The organism is Xenorhabdus doucetiae, assembly GCF_000968195.1.
GTDB classification, from domain to species: domain Bacteria; phylum Pseudomonadota; class Gammaproteobacteria; order Enterobacterales; family Enterobacteriaceae; genus Xenorhabdus; species Xenorhabdus doucetiae.
In genome coordinates this window covers 1289591-1306808 of record NZ_FO704550.1, presented here as the reverse complement: position 1 = coordinate 1306808, position 17218 = coordinate 1289591, and the positions used below count along the sequence as shown (strand labels likewise).

General features: G+C 46.5%; 13 protein-coding genes and 1 pseudogene. 9 read left to right on the top strand and 5 right to left on the bottom strand.

The genetic code is table 11. From position 1 onward, the window contains the following. Positions 1-12: 12 nt before the first annotated feature. Together rtxC and rtxH are read right to left on the bottom strand one after the other, a co-directional pair. The gene (rtxC, locus tag XDD1_RS06125; RefSeq protein ID WP_045969598.1) at positions 13-474 is read right to left on the bottom strand and encodes an RTX toxin-activating lysine-acyltransferase RtxC; all 462 of its coding nucleotides are present in this window, start codon (positions 472-474) and stop codon (positions 13-15) included. 34 nt (positions 475-508) lie between these two features. Further along, positions 509-874: a protein RtxH gene (gene rtxH, locus XDD1_RS06120; protein WP_045969596.1), complete on the bottom strand. Its 366-nt coding sequence runs from the start codon at positions 872-874 to the stop codon at positions 509-511. Between the two features lie 640 nt (positions 875-1514). Here rtxH and XDD1_RS06110 point away from each other — a divergent pair. The 9 genes from XDD1_RS06110 to fur all read left to right on the top strand — a co-directional run bounded on the left by XDD1_RS06110 (position 1515) and on the right by fur (position 10697). Then, positions 1515-3632 carry a peptidase domain-containing ABC transporter gene (locus XDD1_RS06110; protein ID WP_045969593.1) on the top strand — a complete coding sequence of 706 codons (2118 nt, stop codon included), beginning with the start codon at positions 1515-1517 and terminating at the stop codon, positions 3630-3632. Beyond that, on the top strand, positions 3625-4980 hold the full coding sequence (locus XDD1_RS06105; RefSeq protein WP_045969591.1) for an HlyD family type I secretion periplasmic adaptor subunit: 1356 nt from the start codon (positions 3625-3627) through the stop codon (positions 4978-4980). Before XDD1_RS06110 ends, XDD1_RS06105 begins: the two co-directional genes overlap by 8 nt. A 2-nt stretch (positions 4981-4982) precedes the next feature. Then, positions 4983-7157, top strand: a complete 2175-nt coding sequence (locus tag XDD1_RS06100; protein ID WP_045969589.1) for a type I secretion system permease/ATPase — start codon at positions 4983-4985, stop codon at positions 7155-7157. 187 nt (positions 7158-7344) lie between these two features. Continuing rightward, on the top strand, positions 7345-8334 hold the full coding sequence (locus XDD1_RS06095; RefSeq protein ID WP_045969587.1) for a GlxA family transcriptional regulator: 990 nt from the start codon (positions 7345-7347) through the stop codon (positions 8332-8334). 59 nt (positions 8335-8393) lie between these two features. After that, positions 8394-8642, top strand: coding sequence for a type II toxin-antitoxin system CcdA family antitoxin (locus XDD1_RS06090; RefSeq protein WP_197541005.1), 249 nt, complete (start codon positions 8394-8396; stop codon positions 8640-8642). Next, positions 8642-8962, top strand: coding sequence for a CcdB family protein (locus XDD1_RS06085; RefSeq protein ID WP_045969583.1), 321 nt, complete (start codon positions 8642-8644; stop codon positions 8960-8962). The genes XDD1_RS06090 and XDD1_RS06085 overlap by 1 nt, the downstream gene beginning before the upstream one ends. A 96-nt stretch (positions 8963-9058) precedes the next feature. Next, positions 9059-9349: a LexA regulated protein gene (gene ybfE / locus XDD1_RS06080; protein ID WP_045969581.1), complete on the top strand. Its 291-nt coding sequence runs from the start codon at positions 9059-9061 to the stop codon at positions 9347-9349. Between the two features lie 175 nt (positions 9350-9524). Beyond that, the gene (gene fldA, locus XDD1_RS06075; RefSeq protein ID WP_045969579.1) at positions 9525-10058 is read left to right on the top strand and encodes a flavodoxin FldA; all 534 of its coding nucleotides are present in this window, start codon (positions 9525-9527) and stop codon (positions 10056-10058) included. A 186-nt stretch (positions 10059-10244) separates the two neighbouring features. Continuing rightward, a complete protein-coding gene (gene fur / locus XDD1_RS06070; RefSeq protein ID WP_045969577.1) occupies positions 10245-10697 on the top strand; it encodes a ferric iron uptake transcriptional regulator in 453 nt (150 codons plus the stop codon). Between the two features lie 133 nt (positions 10698-10830). Here the strand turns inward: fur and XDD1_RS06065 are convergent, their stop codons facing one another. The 3 genes and pseudogenes from XDD1_RS06065 to nagE all read right to left on the bottom strand — a co-directional run. Beyond that, positions 10831-13536 (bottom strand): beta-N-acetylhexosaminidase, encoded by a 2706-nt coding sequence (locus XDD1_RS06065; RefSeq protein ID WP_045969575.1) that lies wholly within the window; start codon positions 13534-13536, stop codon positions 10831-10833. Positions 13537-13771: 235 nt separating this feature from the next. Further along, positions 13772-15439 carry a glutamine--tRNA ligase gene (gene glnS, locus XDD1_RS06060; protein ID WP_045969573.1) on the bottom strand — a complete coding sequence of 556 codons (1668 nt, stop codon included), beginning with the start codon at positions 15437-15439 and terminating at the stop codon, positions 13772-13774. Positions 15440-15658: 219 nt separating this feature from the next. Then, positions 15659-17152 (bottom strand): annotated as a pseudogene (gene nagE, locus XDD1_RS06055) (N-acetylglucosamine-specific PTS transporter subunit IIBC); the annotation flags it as partial. Positions 17153-17218 lie beyond the last annotated feature (66 nt).

The window sequence follows — 17218 nt, the reverse complement described above, 5'->3', positions numbered from 1 at the left end:
TGGGCAGAAAAATTAAACAGTAAACCACTGCACCCGACGGATACAGTGGTCATTGTGAACATCCAGAGTTCCCCTGACAGTGCAGGCTTTTTGCCCTTTCCATGCCGCAAAAACCCGCCGGCGAAGATCGCAGGCAATGGCACGCGCATGTCCGAAAGGCGCAATCATCTCTGGAAAAAAGATATGCTGACCGGAACGCCAATCTTCCCGCGAAATTTCCCGTTCGCCGGCCAAGATCGCATCCCGGCTGCTGTCAGACAAAAAAGCCCAATTACAAAAAGCAACTGGGCGTTGATGTTTATCTTCGTAGTAGCAAAACTGATTAAGCTGGAATGACGGCAAGATACGTTGTTGCCATTCAGCAACTAAATAGCGTCGGTGCAAGGGGGAGTGTTGGCAAAGCAGCATCACCCCACCCATCATTGCCTGTATCTCATTCGCACTCAGTGTTGCCGGTTGATGTGTGATCACCATAGGTTAGCAACTACCTGATAACGTTTTGCTGATATTATTTTGCTGTTTCAGAATGGCGTGGTGAACGTTTTTTCGGTTCAGCGGTTTCTGCAACTGCCGCTTCTGCTGTAACCGGTTTTTCACCTTCATTAGCCTCAGGCACAGGTAAAAAGCCCGCGGCAATCAGTTTGCTGATTTCAGCTTCCATTCTGGGATCTTCAAGCATACTTTTAACCATAGAAACCATATACATAAAACCAGAAGCCGGCATATGGATAACTTGTTTTAACTGTAATTCCTGATCATTCTCTGCCAGCATACCACTCGCCATGCGATTAGGCTCTTGCCCGACAAAATAAAGCGAGAATACGCCTTTGTTATAATTAACACTTGAGACGGTTTGAACAAATTTTTCAGACATAGCATTATCCATTAAATAAATATTAATTTAATGTTAATATTACATTAAATTAAAATGATTAAATCATAAATGACCCCATATTTCGTATAGTTTCATTTATGATTAAACCTTATTGCTACGGTTATCTGATTAAGCTAAAGTAATTGAGTTTTCCTTTATCTTTCAATCACTATTCGTTTTCAAGGTCTATTCGTTTTCAAGGTCTATTATTCTTCAAGCACTATCCTAAATACAAAATGGTAAGTTGAGTGTGAACCGATTAAGTCTGGATCGAAAAATGAGATGATTTTCCAACGACATTTACGACTAATTTAGATAAAAATATATCCATTTATCGGCTAAAATCAACATATAAATAGTAAAATGTCTGTTTAGCCTCTACATTTTGTCCCAATTACCAACACCCATAGGCGCTTTGATAACAGATAATATCTTTTATACTTGCCGTACTTCACGATGCATTTATTATCTTCCCACGCTGCGGGGAGATAATAAGCGGCTTTCGCCTTGTGAGCTATAGTTTGAAGTTTATAGGGTATAATAAATTTGTTAAAATTATTTAAAAATAAATGTCTCATTAGTTTTCAGGTTATCTCTTTAATCAAGAGCGTGATTTTTTATTTAAAATAGATTTAATTTAATGAATGAAATAGAAAAAACAACAATATCATTAATTAATTTAATAATAATGATATCTAATAAGAACCATGCGACCACATCAAATAAAAACTTAAATAATGATGATGATTATATTTCTACGCTAAACAGGCTGAAAAAAGAATGCCATATTAAAATTAAAAATAAATACTCTATAAATAAGAAGTTAGGCGAAATATCTTTGCCTGCCATTTTGTTTGGCAACGATGGGCAACCTTTTATTCTGGCTAAATATGATGAGCAGCGGGTATTAATCCAAAAACCCAATCAAGCAACACCAGAGATATTAGGTAAAGAAGAATTTATCAATCTATGGAGCGGCAGGTGGATAAAAATAAAACAAAAAAGCAACCAATTTAATATTGGCTGGTTTATCCCTGAATTTGTCAGGCAAAAGAAGAACCTTGCGGAGATACTCCTGTTCTCCTTCGTCCTACAACTTCTGGCTCTGATCTCACCGCTGGTCGTGCAGGTTGTTATGGACAAAGTTCTCGTGCATCAGGCGCTTTCCACATTGGATGTCCTGATTTTCGGGCTGGTGGCTGCCGGATTGATTGAAATCATTCTGCGGGGGTTACGTGAATATCAGTATGCCCATACCGCCAACCGGATTGACATCAAACTGGGGTTGAAGCTGGTCAGGCACCTGTTTGGCCTGCCATTGCTGTTTTTTAAATCCCGCCAAGTGGGGGCGATTGTGACACGGGTACGGGAACTGGAAACGATCCGGGAGTTTTTAACCGGCTCGATGTTTACCCTGTGTATCGACGTCCTGTTCATGTTTGTCTTTCTTTATGTCATGAGCTTACTGTCCGGCCTGCTGACGCTGATTTTCCTGCTGACCCTGCCCTGCTATGCCCTGCTGGCCTGGTGGGTGACGCCGAAAATTGAAAAAGCGGTGGAAAAACAGTTCACTCATGCCGCCATCAATACCTCTTTCCTGACCGAAACCGTTGCCGGAGCCGAAACACTGAAAAGCCTTGCGGCTGAACCCCGCTTTATCCGCCGTTGGGATAGCCAGACCGAGCAGATGGTCAGCACCAGTTATGATGTGCAGCAATGGGATAACCGTTCCGGTCATCTGGTAACGGTGTTACAAAAAGTGACCAGTGCGGTCATTATCTGGTTAGGGGCTTCACAAGTGCTTTCCCTGCACATGACCATTGGTCAGTTGATCGCTTTCAATATGATGGTCAGCCACACCCAGCAACCCTTGTCTAAGTTGGTGCAACTCTGGGGGCAATTTATCCGCTCACGCATTGCCATTGATAAGCTGGGCGATATGTTGAACCTGCCGACAGAGCAACAATCAGGCAACCATCAGGTGGCATTGCAAGGGGCAATCTCATTTGCTGATATCGTCTTTCGCTATCAACCGGATCTTCCCCCCACCATCAACCATTTCACGCTGGATATTCGGGCGGGGGAAACCGTGGGCGTCGTCGGCACCTCCGGTTCGGGAAAAAGCACCCTTGCCCGTTTGCTGTTACGGCTTTACACCCCGGAAAGTGGCGCTATTACGCTGGATGGCATTCCTTTGCAACATCTTAATATTGAAGCCATCAGGCAGCAGATCGGTATCGTTCTGCAAGAAAACTTTCTGTTTAATAAAACCGTGTATGAGAATTTGTCTCAATCCTGCCCTGATGCCCCGTTATCCGCAGTGATTGAGGCGGCAAAGCTGGCAGGGGCACACGATTTTATTCTCAAATTGCCGATGGGGTATGACACGGTGATCGCGGAAGGGGGGCAATCGCTCTCGGGCGGTCAGCGGCAGCGTCTGGCCATTGCCAGAACCCTGTTATCCGATCCCAAGATCTTGATCCTGGATGAAGCGACCAGCGCACTGGATGATGAATCACAAGCCATCATTCAATCCAATATGGCCGCGATTGCCCAAGGCAGAACGGTGATCACCATTGCCCACCGGCTTTCCACGGTGCGCCAATGTGACCGGATCATTGTCTTAAACCAAGGCCAAATCATTGAACAAGGTAGCCATCAACAGCTTCTGCAACAAGGCCAACACTACCGGAAACTTTGGCAGTTACAACAAGAGCTAAAACAAGAAACAAAACAGGAGGAGACTGCCCATGTTTAAGGCTATCTTGCGCAGAGGGATCAAACGGTTGCGAACGACCCACCCCCATTACGATTTTTTACCGACCCATCTGGCCTTGTCGCAACGACCTCCTTCCCCGTTCGCCCGTTATACGGCCATCACGCTGAGCATCAGTGTTCTGATCGCGCTGCTCTGGGCTTGTCTGGGAAAACTGGATGTACAAGCAACCGCAACCGGGCGTTTAATCGCGTCGGGTCGTTCCCAGATCATTCAGGCTTACGAACAGAGCCGCCTGATGGCGATTCATGTCGCCAATGGTCAGCATGTTGAGAAAGGTGCCCCTTTGCTGACGCTCAACACGCTCGGCGTCAATCAGGATATTGCGCGTTTGTTCGAACAACGCGACTATACGATAGAAGAGGAAATCCGTTATCAAGCCTTGCTTGAGCAGCATGATCCCAAGTCTCTGCCACTTTTCCAGCAGCAATCCGCGGACAGGCAGGAAAAAATTCTGACGCATTACGCTCATGAGAAGCAGGAATTCGACTCCATCATTAACAATATCCATGCGGAAATGGCCGTGAATCTGGCTTCCCAAGCATCACGCAATAGCGATATACGCTCCTTGACCCATCTGCGTGACAATATCAACCAGCGTTTATTGGCCCGGAAGACCTTGAGCCAAAAGCAGGTTATCAGCAAGGTGGAATATCTGGAGCAGGAAAAAGAATTTCTGGAAACCGAGAGGCTGATCGCCCAACAAAAATCCGAACTGGGTATTTTGGTCACCCAATACCAAAGTCTGGAAGCGCGTTTCAAGGGCGTCAAAATACAAAAAGAGCGGGAATGGTTTGAGAAAAGAAAACAGGCTGTCATGCAATTAGGGGTCATAAAACAAGAAATTTCCAAAATGCAGGAACGGGAAGAACTTGAGGTGGTACGCTCGCCGGTGAGCGGCACAGTTCAACAGTTGAGTGTCCATACCCTTGGCGCCGTGCTGCAACCTGCCCAGAATTTAATGGTGATTGTGCCTGATGAGCATGTCCAACTCGCTGAAATCCAAATCCTCAACAAAGATGTCGGTTTTGTTTATCCCGGTCAGCACGTCACGGTGAAAGTCGATGCGTTCCCTTATACCCGCTATGGCACCATTGAAGGGGAATTACTCAGCGTTTCCAGAGATTCCACCCACGATGAACGGCTGGGTCTGGTGTTCCCCGCACAAATCAGCCTCAAACAGAACAATATCATGGTGGATGGCAAACCGGTTGAAATCACGGCGGGGATGTCCATTGTGGCGGAAATCAAAACCGATCAGCGAAGGGTGATTGATTATCTGCTCAGCCCAATTCAGGAATATCAATCTGAAGCGTTGAGGGAAAAATAATCATGGCTGAGATGTTCTCTTTCACCCACAGCGAAAATTTCACGCCTGATACTTCTGGTACTAACAACCGTGCACTGGATTGCATTGCCTATTTGGGCACACAGTTTCACAAAGTCGCGTCTGTCGAACAACTGCATCATGTTCTGGGGGTGGATTCCCTTGCGCTGACCGATCCACAGCTACGTGAAGCGGCGGATGCCATTGGGTTGCACAGTAAGTTTGAACGCCTGACACCCGATACCGCCGCTACGTTACCGTTACCGGCATTGATTGAATGGGATCAGCGCTGGTGGGTGCTGTCAGAAATCCGTCCCGACACATTGACGATATTCGATCCCGGCAGCGGAAAATATGCCGTCCGTGAATTAGTTCATCCCATGCCCGCTGAACCAACGGATCACAACGGATACAACTATAAGATACTACTGGTGGCAGATAAATCCCTGACCAAACAGCAGGTTAAATTTGGCCTGAGCTGGTTTTATCCTTCCATTTTCAGGCAAAAAAATCAGTTACGGGATATTTTCCTGTTTGCCATCGTGTTGCAGCTTTTTGCACTGGCTTCCCCGCTATTGTTTGAAAATATTATCGACAAGGTGCTGGTCGGGCGGAGTCTTTCCAGCCTGCATGTGCTGGGCATGGCTATGCTGGCACTGGCGCTGGCGGAACCGCTGTACGGCTTCCTGCGCAATACCGTGTTTGGGCATATGGCCAGCCAGATTAATGCTGAACTCTCCGGCAGGCTGTATCGCCATCTGGTGGGGCTGCCCCTGCCCTATTTTAAGCAACGGCAAACCGGGCAAGTTATCGCCAGAGTCCGGGAAATGGCGCAGATCCGCCAGTTCTTGACCGGCTCGACCCTGATGCTGTTGCTCGACCTGATTTTCATCGTTCTGTTTCTGGGCGTGATGTTCCATTATTCCTCCCTGCTGACCTGGATCGTCATCAGTTCACTGCTTCTCCACTTTTTGTTATGGGTAGCCGTCGGGCCAATGATTCGGCGCAAGGTAGAAAAAGAGTATGAAGCGGATGCCAATGCCACCAGCTTTCTGACCGAAGCGGTCACGGGGATTGAAACTATTAAAACCACCGCAACCGAAAAACGCTTCTTGCACCAATGGCAAAAGGTGTTGAGTCAGCAGTTAATCCAACGTTTTACCGCCCAAAAAAGCGGGCTGGCAGCGGGACAAGGGATTGAACTGATCCAAAAAGTGGTTGCCGCCCTGCTGCTGTGGTGGGGCGTCCGGAGCGTGCTGGAGGGCGAGTTATCCCCCGGCGAATTAATTGCGTTTAATATGCTGGCGGGGCATGTTACCCAGCCTATTTTAAGGCTGGCGCAAGTCTGGCAAGACTTTCAACATACCCTGATCGCCCTGCGCCGGGTGGGGGATATTCTTGATGAGCCAATGGAAAGCAGTAAACAGGGGCTGGCCTCCGCCCCCGAACTGGCCGGTCAGATTGAGTTCAGAAATATCCGTTTCCGCTATCATGCCGATACCCCCGAAGTTCTGGCAAATCTGTCACTGGAAATTAAAGCCGGGGAATTTATTGGCATTACCGGGCCGTCGGGTTCCGGCAAGAGTACCCTGACCCGATTGTTGCAGCGCCTCTATGTGCCGCAACACGGTCAGGTTTTGGTGGATGGCATGGATTTGGCGATTGCTGACCCCGTCTCACTGCGCCGTAATATGAGCGTGGTCTTGCAGGAGAGCATTCTGTTTTCCGGCAGCATTGCGGATAATATCCGCCTGTGCAAACCCAATGCCAGTGATGAAGAGGTCTATCGGGCGGCAACCCTGGCGGGCGCAGTTGACTTCATTAATGCCTTTCCCCATCAATTTGCCCATCCGGTTGGCGAAAAAGGATGCAATCTTTCCGGCGGGCAACGGCAACGTATCGCATTGGCAAGGGCATTGCTGAGTGATCCCAAAATTTTGATCCTTGATGAAGCGACTTCCGCGCTGGATTATGAATCTGAAGCCGCCATCATGAGCAATATGGATGAAATCTGCCGGAACCGCACGGTGATCAGCATTGCTCACCGGCTCAATACCCTCCGCCATGCGGATAAAATTTTCGTTTTAGATCAGGGGAAAATCGCTGAATCCGGTTCACATGATGCGCTGGTGCAACAAGATGGCTTATATGCACAACTTTGGCATCAACAAACCCAGTGATGACTGTGAAAAAAGCAATTGAGGGAAGACATGAGACTTTTTTCGCCTTAGAATCAATTTCATTATGAAATTAATAGATACTCGTCGCACTTCAATATACATGAAGTATCTCCCCGCGCTGCGGGGAGATACTTGGAGTTTATCGGGTATAGCATGACAACATGTTCTTAAGGAAGAGAATATCACTATGAAACAACTCTCGATTACAGCACTGGTCTTTTCTCACACCTCGGTCACATCGGTTGCCATGCCGATCGAAATTCTTACCCTCGCCGCCAACGCTATTGGCGGCGCAGTGCCTCACGTCAGCATTATCTCCCCGACCCATCAGGGCATAACCCGCCAAAGCATCAATCATACCGATGATCTGCTGATGGACTTCGCTCCCAGTTCACTCCTCTCTGATCCCGACGACGAACAGCAACCCGATATTATTCTGGTCGGCTCACTGGGTTTCCCTGAGTGGGAACCGCGGCACTGCTCACAGGAAGTCATGGCGTGGCTTAAGGCCATGGATGAACGACGCATTCCCATTGTCTCAATCTGCTCAGGCACATTTATACTTGCCAAAGCAGGATTATTAGACACCGGCGCAACCATTCATCCGCATTTTTCCCCTGAATTCAAAAAATTATTTCCCCATATTCCCCTCTACACCGACAAAAAAATCATCAGCGATAACCACCGTTTCTGTATCTCCAGCGCCTATGGATGCGGAAGCCATATGTTGAATATCGTTGAGTTGATATACGGACAATATGCCAGAGAGCAATGTGCAAAATTCCTGTTGGACGAAAATGACCATTCAAGTTCATACGATCCCGCCAGTTTTGCCCCTTATCGCCAACATGCCGATCCGCTGATCCACAAACTGCAAGATTGGATGCACGCTTTTCCTTCTGAAATTTTATCTGTCGCTGATTTGGCGAATAAAATTCACCTGTGTGAACGCCAAATGAAACGGCGCTTTAAGCTCGCCACCGGCAAAACACCGATTCAATATATTCAACAGATCCGCCTGTCACAGGCCAAGCATTGGCTGGAAAAATCCCATAAAACCATTGAGGAAATCAGTCATAAGGTGGGTTATGAGGATACCCGTTATTTCAGGGAGTTATTCAAGCGTTGCAACGGGTTGACGCCAAAAGAGTACCGGCAGAAATATCATTACTGTTGATTTTTTGCTCTCTCAAGATCATAATTATGCGCAGAGTATTGCGCATAAGAGACATTATCATGAGAACTTTGACCACCTCCCGCCATAGCATTAAAAAAAGCACGAATGTCTACCTGACTGCTGCCTTGGTTGAAACAGCCCGCAGCATGAATATCAACCTGTCAGCAACACTGGATAAATTGTTGGCACAGGAAATAGAGGCCAGAAAAAACGAACAAATACAGGAAAAACAGGATATGCAAGCTATGAACGCATTTATAGAACGAGCAGGAATGCTCACGGATGATGATTTTTTTGGGAGCCTGTAATGTCACAATTTGACGTATACCGAAACCCATCGGTTAAATCAAACCCACTTTGGCCTTATTATCTGATCATTCAGCATGATTATTTCGAAAATTTATCAACCCGATTGGTTGTACCGCTGGTGTCTAAGAATGATCTGAACCTCAACCAAAAACGTATAACCCCTCTCGTCAGTGTTAACGGCGCAGATTATTATGTCTTTACCCCTGCGATGACATTTCTTGATGCCAAAAAAATCAACAAAATGGACTTTGTTTGTAATGTCACAGCATCCAGAAGTGAAATAATTTCCGCTTTTGATGCCCTATTGACAAATACGTGACCAACAATCTCTCCCATCAAGCAGTAGCGACACGCGCCCAGCTAAGGTATTATTGCCCGCTATATTGTTGGTACACGCCCATTATCAATTGAATTTATGGCAAAAGAACAAACTGATCGCACCACACTGGATTTGTTCGCAGATGAACGCAGGCCAGGGCGACCTAAAACAAACCCGCTGTCCAGGGATGAGCAGCTTAGGATCAATAAACGCAACCAGTTGCGGCGAGATAAAGTCAAGGGACTGCGTCGAGTGGAACTCAAACTCAATGAAGATGCCGTCGATGCACTGAATCATCTGGCAAAACAGCGCAACATCAGCCGCAGTGAATTGATTGAACAAATGTTACTGGCCCAACTGGCAGAAACAAATCACCTTGCCGGTTAACGGCTTTTATTAAACAGCAATAAAGCGCTATCACCACACAAATCTGACAGATTTGTCATGGATGTTTGGTCAGAATAACGCTTTTCATGTTACCCAAACTGACATTTTTCTAGCTGATTTCAGCGTGATGTGTATAACTTTAATGCACAGATAAAACAAGAGGTTAACCCATTTTATGGCAATAATAGGTCTATTCTTCGGCAGCGATACCGGCAACACAGAGAACATCGCCAAAATGATCCAAGAAAAATTGGGCGGTGCTGAGGTTGCTGAAGTCCACGATATTGCCAAAAGCAGCAAAGAAGATATTGAAACCTTCGATATCCTGCTGCTTGGCATCCCAACTTGGTATTACGGCGAAGCCCAATGTGATTGGGATGATTTCTTCCCAACACTGGAAGAGATCAATTTCGAAGGGAAACTGGTTGCTTTGTTCGGCTGTGGTGATCAGGAAGATTATGCAGAGTACTTCTGTGATGCCATGGGCACCATCCGCGATATTATTGAACCCCGTGGCGCAATTATCGTAGGCCACTGGCCAACCGAAGGGTATCACTTTGAAGCCTCTAAGGGCATGGCCGACGATAACCATTTTATTGGTTTGGCCATTGATGAAGATCGCCAACCCGAACTGACGGATGAGCGCGTTGAAGCCTGGGTACAACAGATCAAGGCTGAAATGAGCCTGTCAGAGATCCTGGGTGCATAATCCGGGAATAAGCACCCTTTCAGGCAGGATAATTCCTGCATAATGTGTCATGATATCGGGCCAGGCATGGTTTTCATTTTAAATATCCATGCCTATAATCAGCAATGTGAAACAGAATCATGATTCCCTCACGATACCCCCAAGTATCATAAGTTCACTTAACCCAAGTTACAGGACTGAATCCGCATGACCGACAACAATAAAGCATTGAAAAATGCTGGACTTAAAGTAACACTTCCGCGCTTGAAAATTTTGGAAGTGCTACAGGACCCAGAATGCCATCATGTCAGTGCGGAGGATCTCTACAAAAAACTGATTGATATCGGTGAAGAGATTGGCCTCGCCACTGTCTATCGCGTGTTGAACCAGTTCGATGATGCCGGCATTGTTACACGCCACAATTTTGAAGGTGGTAAATCGGTTTTTGAACTCACTCAGCAACATCACCATGACCACCTGATTTGTCTCGACTGCGGTAAAGTCATTGAATTTAATGATGAGTTTATTGAAGAGCGCCAGAAAAACATCGCTGACCGTTATGGCATTAAGCTCTCAAACCACAGCCTCTATTTATATGGTCACTGTGCTACTGGTGATTGCCGCAAAGATAACGCGCTTCATGATGAAAAGGCAGGATAAGTAAACGCCAATGAAGTGATTAAAAAATTGGCTTCGGTTGGTTGTTCGTCTGAATAAGCTACTGCCGATTAGCACTCTCGCTAATCGGCAGTAGCTTATTCAATTTATTGCACTTATTGCTCAAAACGAATCATTAAAATTTCACTTCGTCTATACGGCTAAAACGTTTTCCATCCGTACTGACAGAACGAATTTTTACATTGCCGCTGACATGCGGCCGCTGCCTGTCATTGTAATCCTGCCATGTTTTCCCCTTATCCAGTGAGTATTGGATAACCACCCCCGGTAATGCGATATTGGCTTCCAGTGTGCCAGCAACAATTTTGCCGCCCGGCACAGGCAGGCGATAGGCTATTTTGGCTTTATCCAGTTTAGCCAGCTCACGCTGCCCCATCAGATTGGCGAAACGTTCCCAGTCTTGTTGCAATCGCACAGTATCAACATAGTGCGTTATTCCCCCCTTATATTCCCTGCCCTGCTGATAATTCTGCTCCCATTCTGCCTGATGCCATGCCCGTTCCGCCAGCGGCAGTAAGCGAGGATAGATCATATATTCCATTTGTTCATCGGTACGCACAGTTTCGCTCCATGACTGCCCCGACAGGCCATAAGCCCCCGGCCAGCGTTTATTGCTATGGGAATTAAAGTGGTTACCATCGCGATCCACTGAGGTTTCCGCATTTTGTGGCAGGTTGTTTGGTGCAAAGCTGAAAATTTTCGCTTCATCATTAAAGCGCGTTGCCCAATAATAGCCCCGCTCTTGCGGATGGACTTCATAGGGCATATCTAAATAGACATAATCCGGGCTGGAAATAACCACCCGATAGCCCTTATTCGCCCAGTCATTGACTGAATCCGTGCCTCCCCAATACAAGGTATCCCAGAAATTCACTGCAACCTGTTTAGTGGCGAACTCTTTGGCTGATTTGGCGTGTTTCAGGCCATCCTGCCATGCTTGCATTGTGCTGATACCGTGGGCATTGACGATTTTGCTGACTTCAATCGCAAAATAACTGGCGAGTTCATCAACATCTTTAACAACACCTTGCGCAACCAGCTTCTGACAAGCCTGAGATTTCGCCCACGGCTTATCTTCGATTTTCTGGTTGATAATTCCCTTGCCCGGCACAATCTGCCCATCTTTATCCTGATATCCTGCCCCCAAACGAATATTTTTCGCCTCATCACCACCAAAATGCCATGTATTCAATGGCAGCCCCGCTTCTTTGTGCATGGCAACAATTTCACTGATGACTTTATCGATAAACCGCTTTGAAGAATTCAGGCACGGATTAAGATAACTGTGGCGATCATAGAACTGGACGGAGGTGGTATTCGAGGTGTCTGTCGGATCAAGCAGGCGATATTCATTGGCTTCCTGCTCCTTGCCCTGCGCCATGAGTTTCTTATAACGCGCTTCCATCGATACCACCGCAGCACGCGCATGGGCGGGGAGATCAATTTCCGGAATGACGTCTATCTGGCGGGCTTTGGCATAGTTCAGAATATCAATGTAATCCTGACGGCTAAAATAACCACTGCCCATATTGTGATTATCCGGCCCCGATCCCAATTGCGGCAACAAGCACTGAGTTTCACTCAAATCATGGCAGCGCTGACTGCCGATTTCAGTCAATTCCGGTAACCCAGGGATTTCCAAACGCCAGCCTTCATCGTCACTTAAATGAAAATGGAATTTGTTCAGCTTATAGTGAGACATTTGGTCAAGCAGACGCAGAACGGCGGCTTTGCTATGGAAATTTCGTCCAACATCAAGGAATATCCCACGATATTCAAACCGCGGTGCGTCTTTTGCCGTCAGCGTAGCCATCTTGGGAACGCCGTTGGCAGGAAGCAGGGAAAACAGTGATTGCAGGCCATAGAACACGCCGGACTGATCAAACGCGACGATTTTTGTTCCTTTGGTGGTAATCTCCAATAAATACGCCCCCTTTACCCGCCAAGGCCCGGTAAATTGGTTGGCGTTGATTTGCGTCGCTATGTGATAACCCTGATCGGTTAATTTAATGTCACGGGCCTGGAAACGTTCCCTGATCACGTTAATCGATTCGCTGTTCAATCCGCCCAACTCTAATTTCACGCCACGGGATAAATCCACATCCTGAGAATGAATGGCAAGTTCTTTCGGTGTCGGAATAATCTGCCCTCTCAGTTTATCCTCGCTGATTGTTGCTACCTGCTGATTTTTGGCAAAGCGGTTTTCGGGTGTCATCAGGAGATTGTTATCCGTTGTGGTACGTTTCCACTGTTCGCCTTTCAGATCAGATAAAAATTCGCTGATATTCTCCGTATCGGTATTTGCCAATACCTTCGGCTTAGCATTACCGGAAGTGGCATACCAACGCGGCATAAAATCGGTACTGAAAATCTGCCAGTATTCGCCAATAATCGGTAATACGACCTTTTCATTGGCCTTGATGCCGGTAAATTTCTGCGTCGGTTCCAGTTTATGTAAGTCACCTGTGATAGGGGTAATTTTGTACTGATCATTATCCAGTTTCAGGATCTGGCGAATACTGTGAAAATAGAGCGCCCAATCTGAAGTATTGATGGCCTGATCACCGTTGCGCAAAATAATATTGACGCGATTACAGACCGCCGAATCCGCACCAAGCATGGCGCAATCTGTACCATGTGAACCCGCCTGATTATCAATGACGCTGAAATTAACCTTTAACTGACTGAGTAAATCTACGATCTGCTGTGATGACATGGGTTGTTGTGATGATATTGGTGATGCCATTTCTGCATGGGTACTGCCTATCAATCCAACTGCCGTAATAAGTGCTGCCAAGGTACGTAATTTAAGGGTTTTCATAAATTACCTCGTCCGAACTGACTATTTTTTCGATGGACAAATTTTTTGGGCAAATAATGCACAAGCCTGATCAGGCAATAACCCTACACAATATAGGACTATAAGGCAATTTTTAATCTTAGCTGAAAGAGTTAATTTTCATTACGCGGTTATTAACGATAAAAAAAGCGTGAAGTCATCACGCTTTTTGCTGTATGGGCTAGATAATCTGAATCAGATTATCTTTGTGAGATTGTTACTCTTGTGAGATTTTTGCCCAAGTATCACGCAGGCCAACGGTGCGGTTAAAGACCAGATGTTCCGTATTTGAGAGGCGGCTGTCAGCACAGAAGTAACCTTCACGTTCAAACTGATAGGTTGTTTCTGGCAGTGCTTTTGCCAAGCCCGGCTCGACAAACCCTTTACGGATCACCAGCGACTCTGGATTGATGGTAGACAAGAAGTCGTCTTCTGCCCCCGGATTGGCCACGCTGAACAGGCGGTCATACAGATAAAATTGCGCGGGTACGCCATGTGCCGCACTGACCCAGTGAATGACACCCTTGACCTTGCGGCCATCAGCGGGATCTTTATTCAGGGTTTGCTCGTCGTACTGGCAATAAATCGTCGTGATATTGCCTGCCGCATCTTTCTCGACACGCTCTGCTTTAATCACATAAGCGTTACGCAGGCGCACTTCTTTACCCAGAACCAGACGCTTATATTGACGGTTGGCTTCTTCACGGAAATCCGCACGGTCAATGTACAGTTCACGGCTGAACGGCACTTCGCGGCTGCCCATTTCGGGTTTGTTCGGATGGTTAGGCATCGTCAGAATCACTTCACCTTCCGGCATGTTTTCAATCACCAGTTTCACCGGATCAAGAACCGCCATCGCACGCGGTGCATTTTCATTCAGATCATCACGGATGCAGGATTCCAATGCCGCCATTTCCACGTTGTTATCCTGTTTAGTCACCCCAATGCGACGGCAGAACTCACGGATAGCCGCCGAAGTATAACCACGGCGGCGTAAGCCAGAAACGGTTGGCATACGGGGATCATCCCAACCATCAACGATGTTTTCTGTCACCAGTTGGTTAAGTTTACGCTTGGACATCACCGTATATTCCAGGTTCAGACGAGAAAACTCATACTGACGTGGATGGCAATCAATCGTAATGTTATCCAACACCCAATCGTACAAACGGCGGTTATCCTGAAATTCCAGCGTACAGATGGAATGGGTGATCCCTTCCAGCGCATCGGAAATGCAGTGCGTGAAATCGTACATCGGATAGATGCACCATTTATTTCCTGACTGGTGATGTTCTGCGAACTTGATGCGGTAAATGACCGGATCGCGCATCACAATAAACGGGGATGCCATATCAATCTTGGCACGCAGGCACGCTTTCCCTTCCGCAAATTCACCGGCACGCATTTTTTCAAACAGGGCCAAGTTTTCTTCTACGCTGCGATCACGATACGGGCTGTTTTTGCCCGGTTCTTTTAACGTGCCACGATATTCACGGATCGCTTCAGGACTCAATTCATCGACATACGCCAATCCCTTATTGATTAATTCAATGGCGTATTGATACAGGGTATCGAAATAGTCAGAGGAGTAACGAATATCCCCACTCCACTGGAATCCCAACCACTGAACGTCATGCTTAATCGACTCAACGTACTCGATGTCTTCTTTGACTGGGTTGGTATCATCAAAACGTAGGTTGCATTGTCCCTGATAGTCTTGAGCGATGCCGAAGTTCAGGCAGATCGACTTGGCATGGCCGATATGCAGATAGCCGTTAGGCTCAGGCGGGAAACGGGTATGTACGGATGTATGTTTACCCGTTGCCAGATCTTCGTCAATAATCTGACGAATAAAGTTTGTCGGGCGGGCATCTGCCTCACTCATTGTTTTTTCCTCAATGCAAAAAGCGCTTCAACATAACCCTCTATAATCTAATAAGCTGAACCGAGAAACAATACCTTTGATATTTAATCTACTTTCAAATGTATCACCATTGTTCGCCTTGTGAGCTGTAACTTGAAGTCTATAGGGATAGAACCCGGTGACCGCAAGAGCGATCACCGGAATATCATTTTCTGGAGCCATCTGTTGCTACTGCGACAAGCCGTTTTCCAATATCTCTTTCATCGCGTTAGCAATCAATTCTGCACGGGTTCCGACAATTATCTGAACACTCTGTTTATTCAGGCGGATAACACCTGAAGCACCCAGTTTTTTTGTTAATTGATCATTAACCAGACTTGAATCTTTCACAGATAAACGCAAGCGAGTGATACAAGCATCAATTTCCGTCAAATTATCTGAACCGCCTATTGCAGCAATGTAGTGAAAAGCTTCTTCCTGAATAGTATTCGCTGAATTTTTCTCTTTTTTCGCTACATCAACATCATAACCATCAGTTTCATCTGTCGCTGCCAGTTCACGCCCCGGTGTCATCAGGTTGAATTTTTTGATGGTGAAACGGAAGACAACATAGTAAAGACAAAAGAAGACCAAGCCTTGTGGGATCAGCATATACCAATGGACAGCCAGAGGATTACGCGAGGAGAGCAGCATATCAACAAACCCCGCACTAAAGCCGAAACCGGCAATCCAGTGCATCGCTGCCGCAATGTAAACTGAAATCCCTGTCATTATGGCATGCAGAACATAAAGCACCGGTGCAACAAACATGAAAGAGAATTCCAGCGGTTCAGTGACACCGGTAAAAAAGGCCGCAAATGCTCCAGCCATCATGATACCGGCAACTTTGGCTCTATTTTCAGGCCGTGCACAGTGGTAAATCGCCAACGCCGCACCCGGTAAGCCAAACATCATGATCGGGAAAAACCCCGCTTGATAGCGGCCAGTAATCCCCATAACCGCAGTGCCTGCTTCAATGGATTTCTGCCCACCAAGAAAGTTAGGAATATCATTAATACCAGCAACATCAAACCAAAATACTGAGTTCAGTGCATGATGCAGGCCAACTGGGATCAATAGACGATTAAAGAAAGCGTAAAAACCTGCTCCTGTTGACCCAAGATCCATAATGCTTTCACCAAATGCCACTAACCAACCATAAACGACAGGCCAGATGAACATCAGGATAAAAGAAATGATAATCATCAAGAAAGAGTTCAGGATGGGCACTAAACGACGGCCGCTAAAGAAAGACAGCGCTTGTGGCAATTCTACATTACTGTAACGGTTATACAGCTCAGCAGAGAATACACCCACCAAGATCCCAACAAATTGGTTATTGATCTTGCCAAATGCTTTTGGGACTTCTTCAATCGGAATACTTTTAATCATTGCCACCGCAGCCGGAGAACATAATTTCATGACAACAATAAATCCGATGAGCCCCGCCAGTGCTGCGGCACCATCTTTATCTTTCGACATACCATAGGCAATACCGACTGCAAACAGCATCCCCATGTTTTCCAAAATGGCATTACCTGACGTGATCAGAAATGCCGCTAACGCGTTTTCGGCTCCCCAACCCGTTGGATCAATCCAATAACCTACACCAACTAATATTGCCGCTGCGGGCAACGTTGCCACAGGCACCATTAATGCCCGGCCAATCCGTTGTAAGTAGCTCAGAATATTCACTTATGCCCCCTTGAAGCTCCGTGATGGAGTCTTTTAGTTAATTAATGACGGATACCATCATTTATG

Bases quoted from the DNA above. Each gene is read 5' to 3' on its own strand.
- rtxC (WP_045969598.1), bottom strand. From the start codon at position 474: ATGGTGATCACACATCAACCGGCAACACTGAGTGCGAATGAGATACAG.
- rtxH (WP_045969596.1), bottom strand. From the start codon at position 874: ATGTCTGAAAAATTTGTTCAAACCGTCTCAAGTGTTAATTATAACAAA.
- XDD1_RS06110 (WP_045969593.1), top strand. From the start codon at position 1,515: ATGAATGAAATAGAAAAAACAACAATATCATTAATTAATTTAATAATA.
- XDD1_RS06105 (WP_045969591.1), top strand. From the start codon at position 3,625: ATGTTTAAGGCTATCTTGCGCAGAGGGATCAAACGGTTGCGAACGACC.
- XDD1_RS06100 (WP_045969589.1), top strand. From the start codon at position 4,983: ATGGCTGAGATGTTCTCTTTCACCCACAGCGAAAATTTCACGCCTGAT.
- XDD1_RS06095 (WP_045969587.1), top strand. From the start codon at position 7,345: ATGAAACAACTCTCGATTACAGCACTGGTCTTTTCTCACACCTCGGTC.
- XDD1_RS06090 (WP_197541005.1), top strand. From the start codon at position 8,394: ATGAGAACTTTGACCACCTCCCGCCATAGCATTAAAAAAAGCACGAAT.
- XDD1_RS06085 (WP_045969583.1), top strand. From the start codon at position 8,642: ATGTCACAATTTGACGTATACCGAAACCCATCGGTTAAATCAAACCCA.
- ybfE (WP_045969581.1), top strand. From the start codon at position 9,059: ATGGCAAAAGAACAAACTGATCGCACCACACTGGATTTGTTCGCAGAT.
- fldA (WP_045969579.1), top strand. From the start codon at position 9,525: ATGGCAATAATAGGTCTATTCTTCGGCAGCGATACCGGCAACACAGAG.
- fur (WP_045969577.1), top strand. From the start codon at position 10,245: ATGACCGACAACAATAAAGCATTGAAAAATGCTGGACTTAAAGTAACA.
- XDD1_RS06065 (WP_045969575.1), bottom strand. From the start codon at position 13,536: ATGAAAACCCTTAAATTACGTACCTTGGCAGCACTTATTACGGCAGTT.
- glnS (WP_045969573.1), bottom strand. From the start codon at position 15,439: ATGAGTGAGGCAGATGCCCGCCCGACAAACTTTATTCGTCAGATTATT.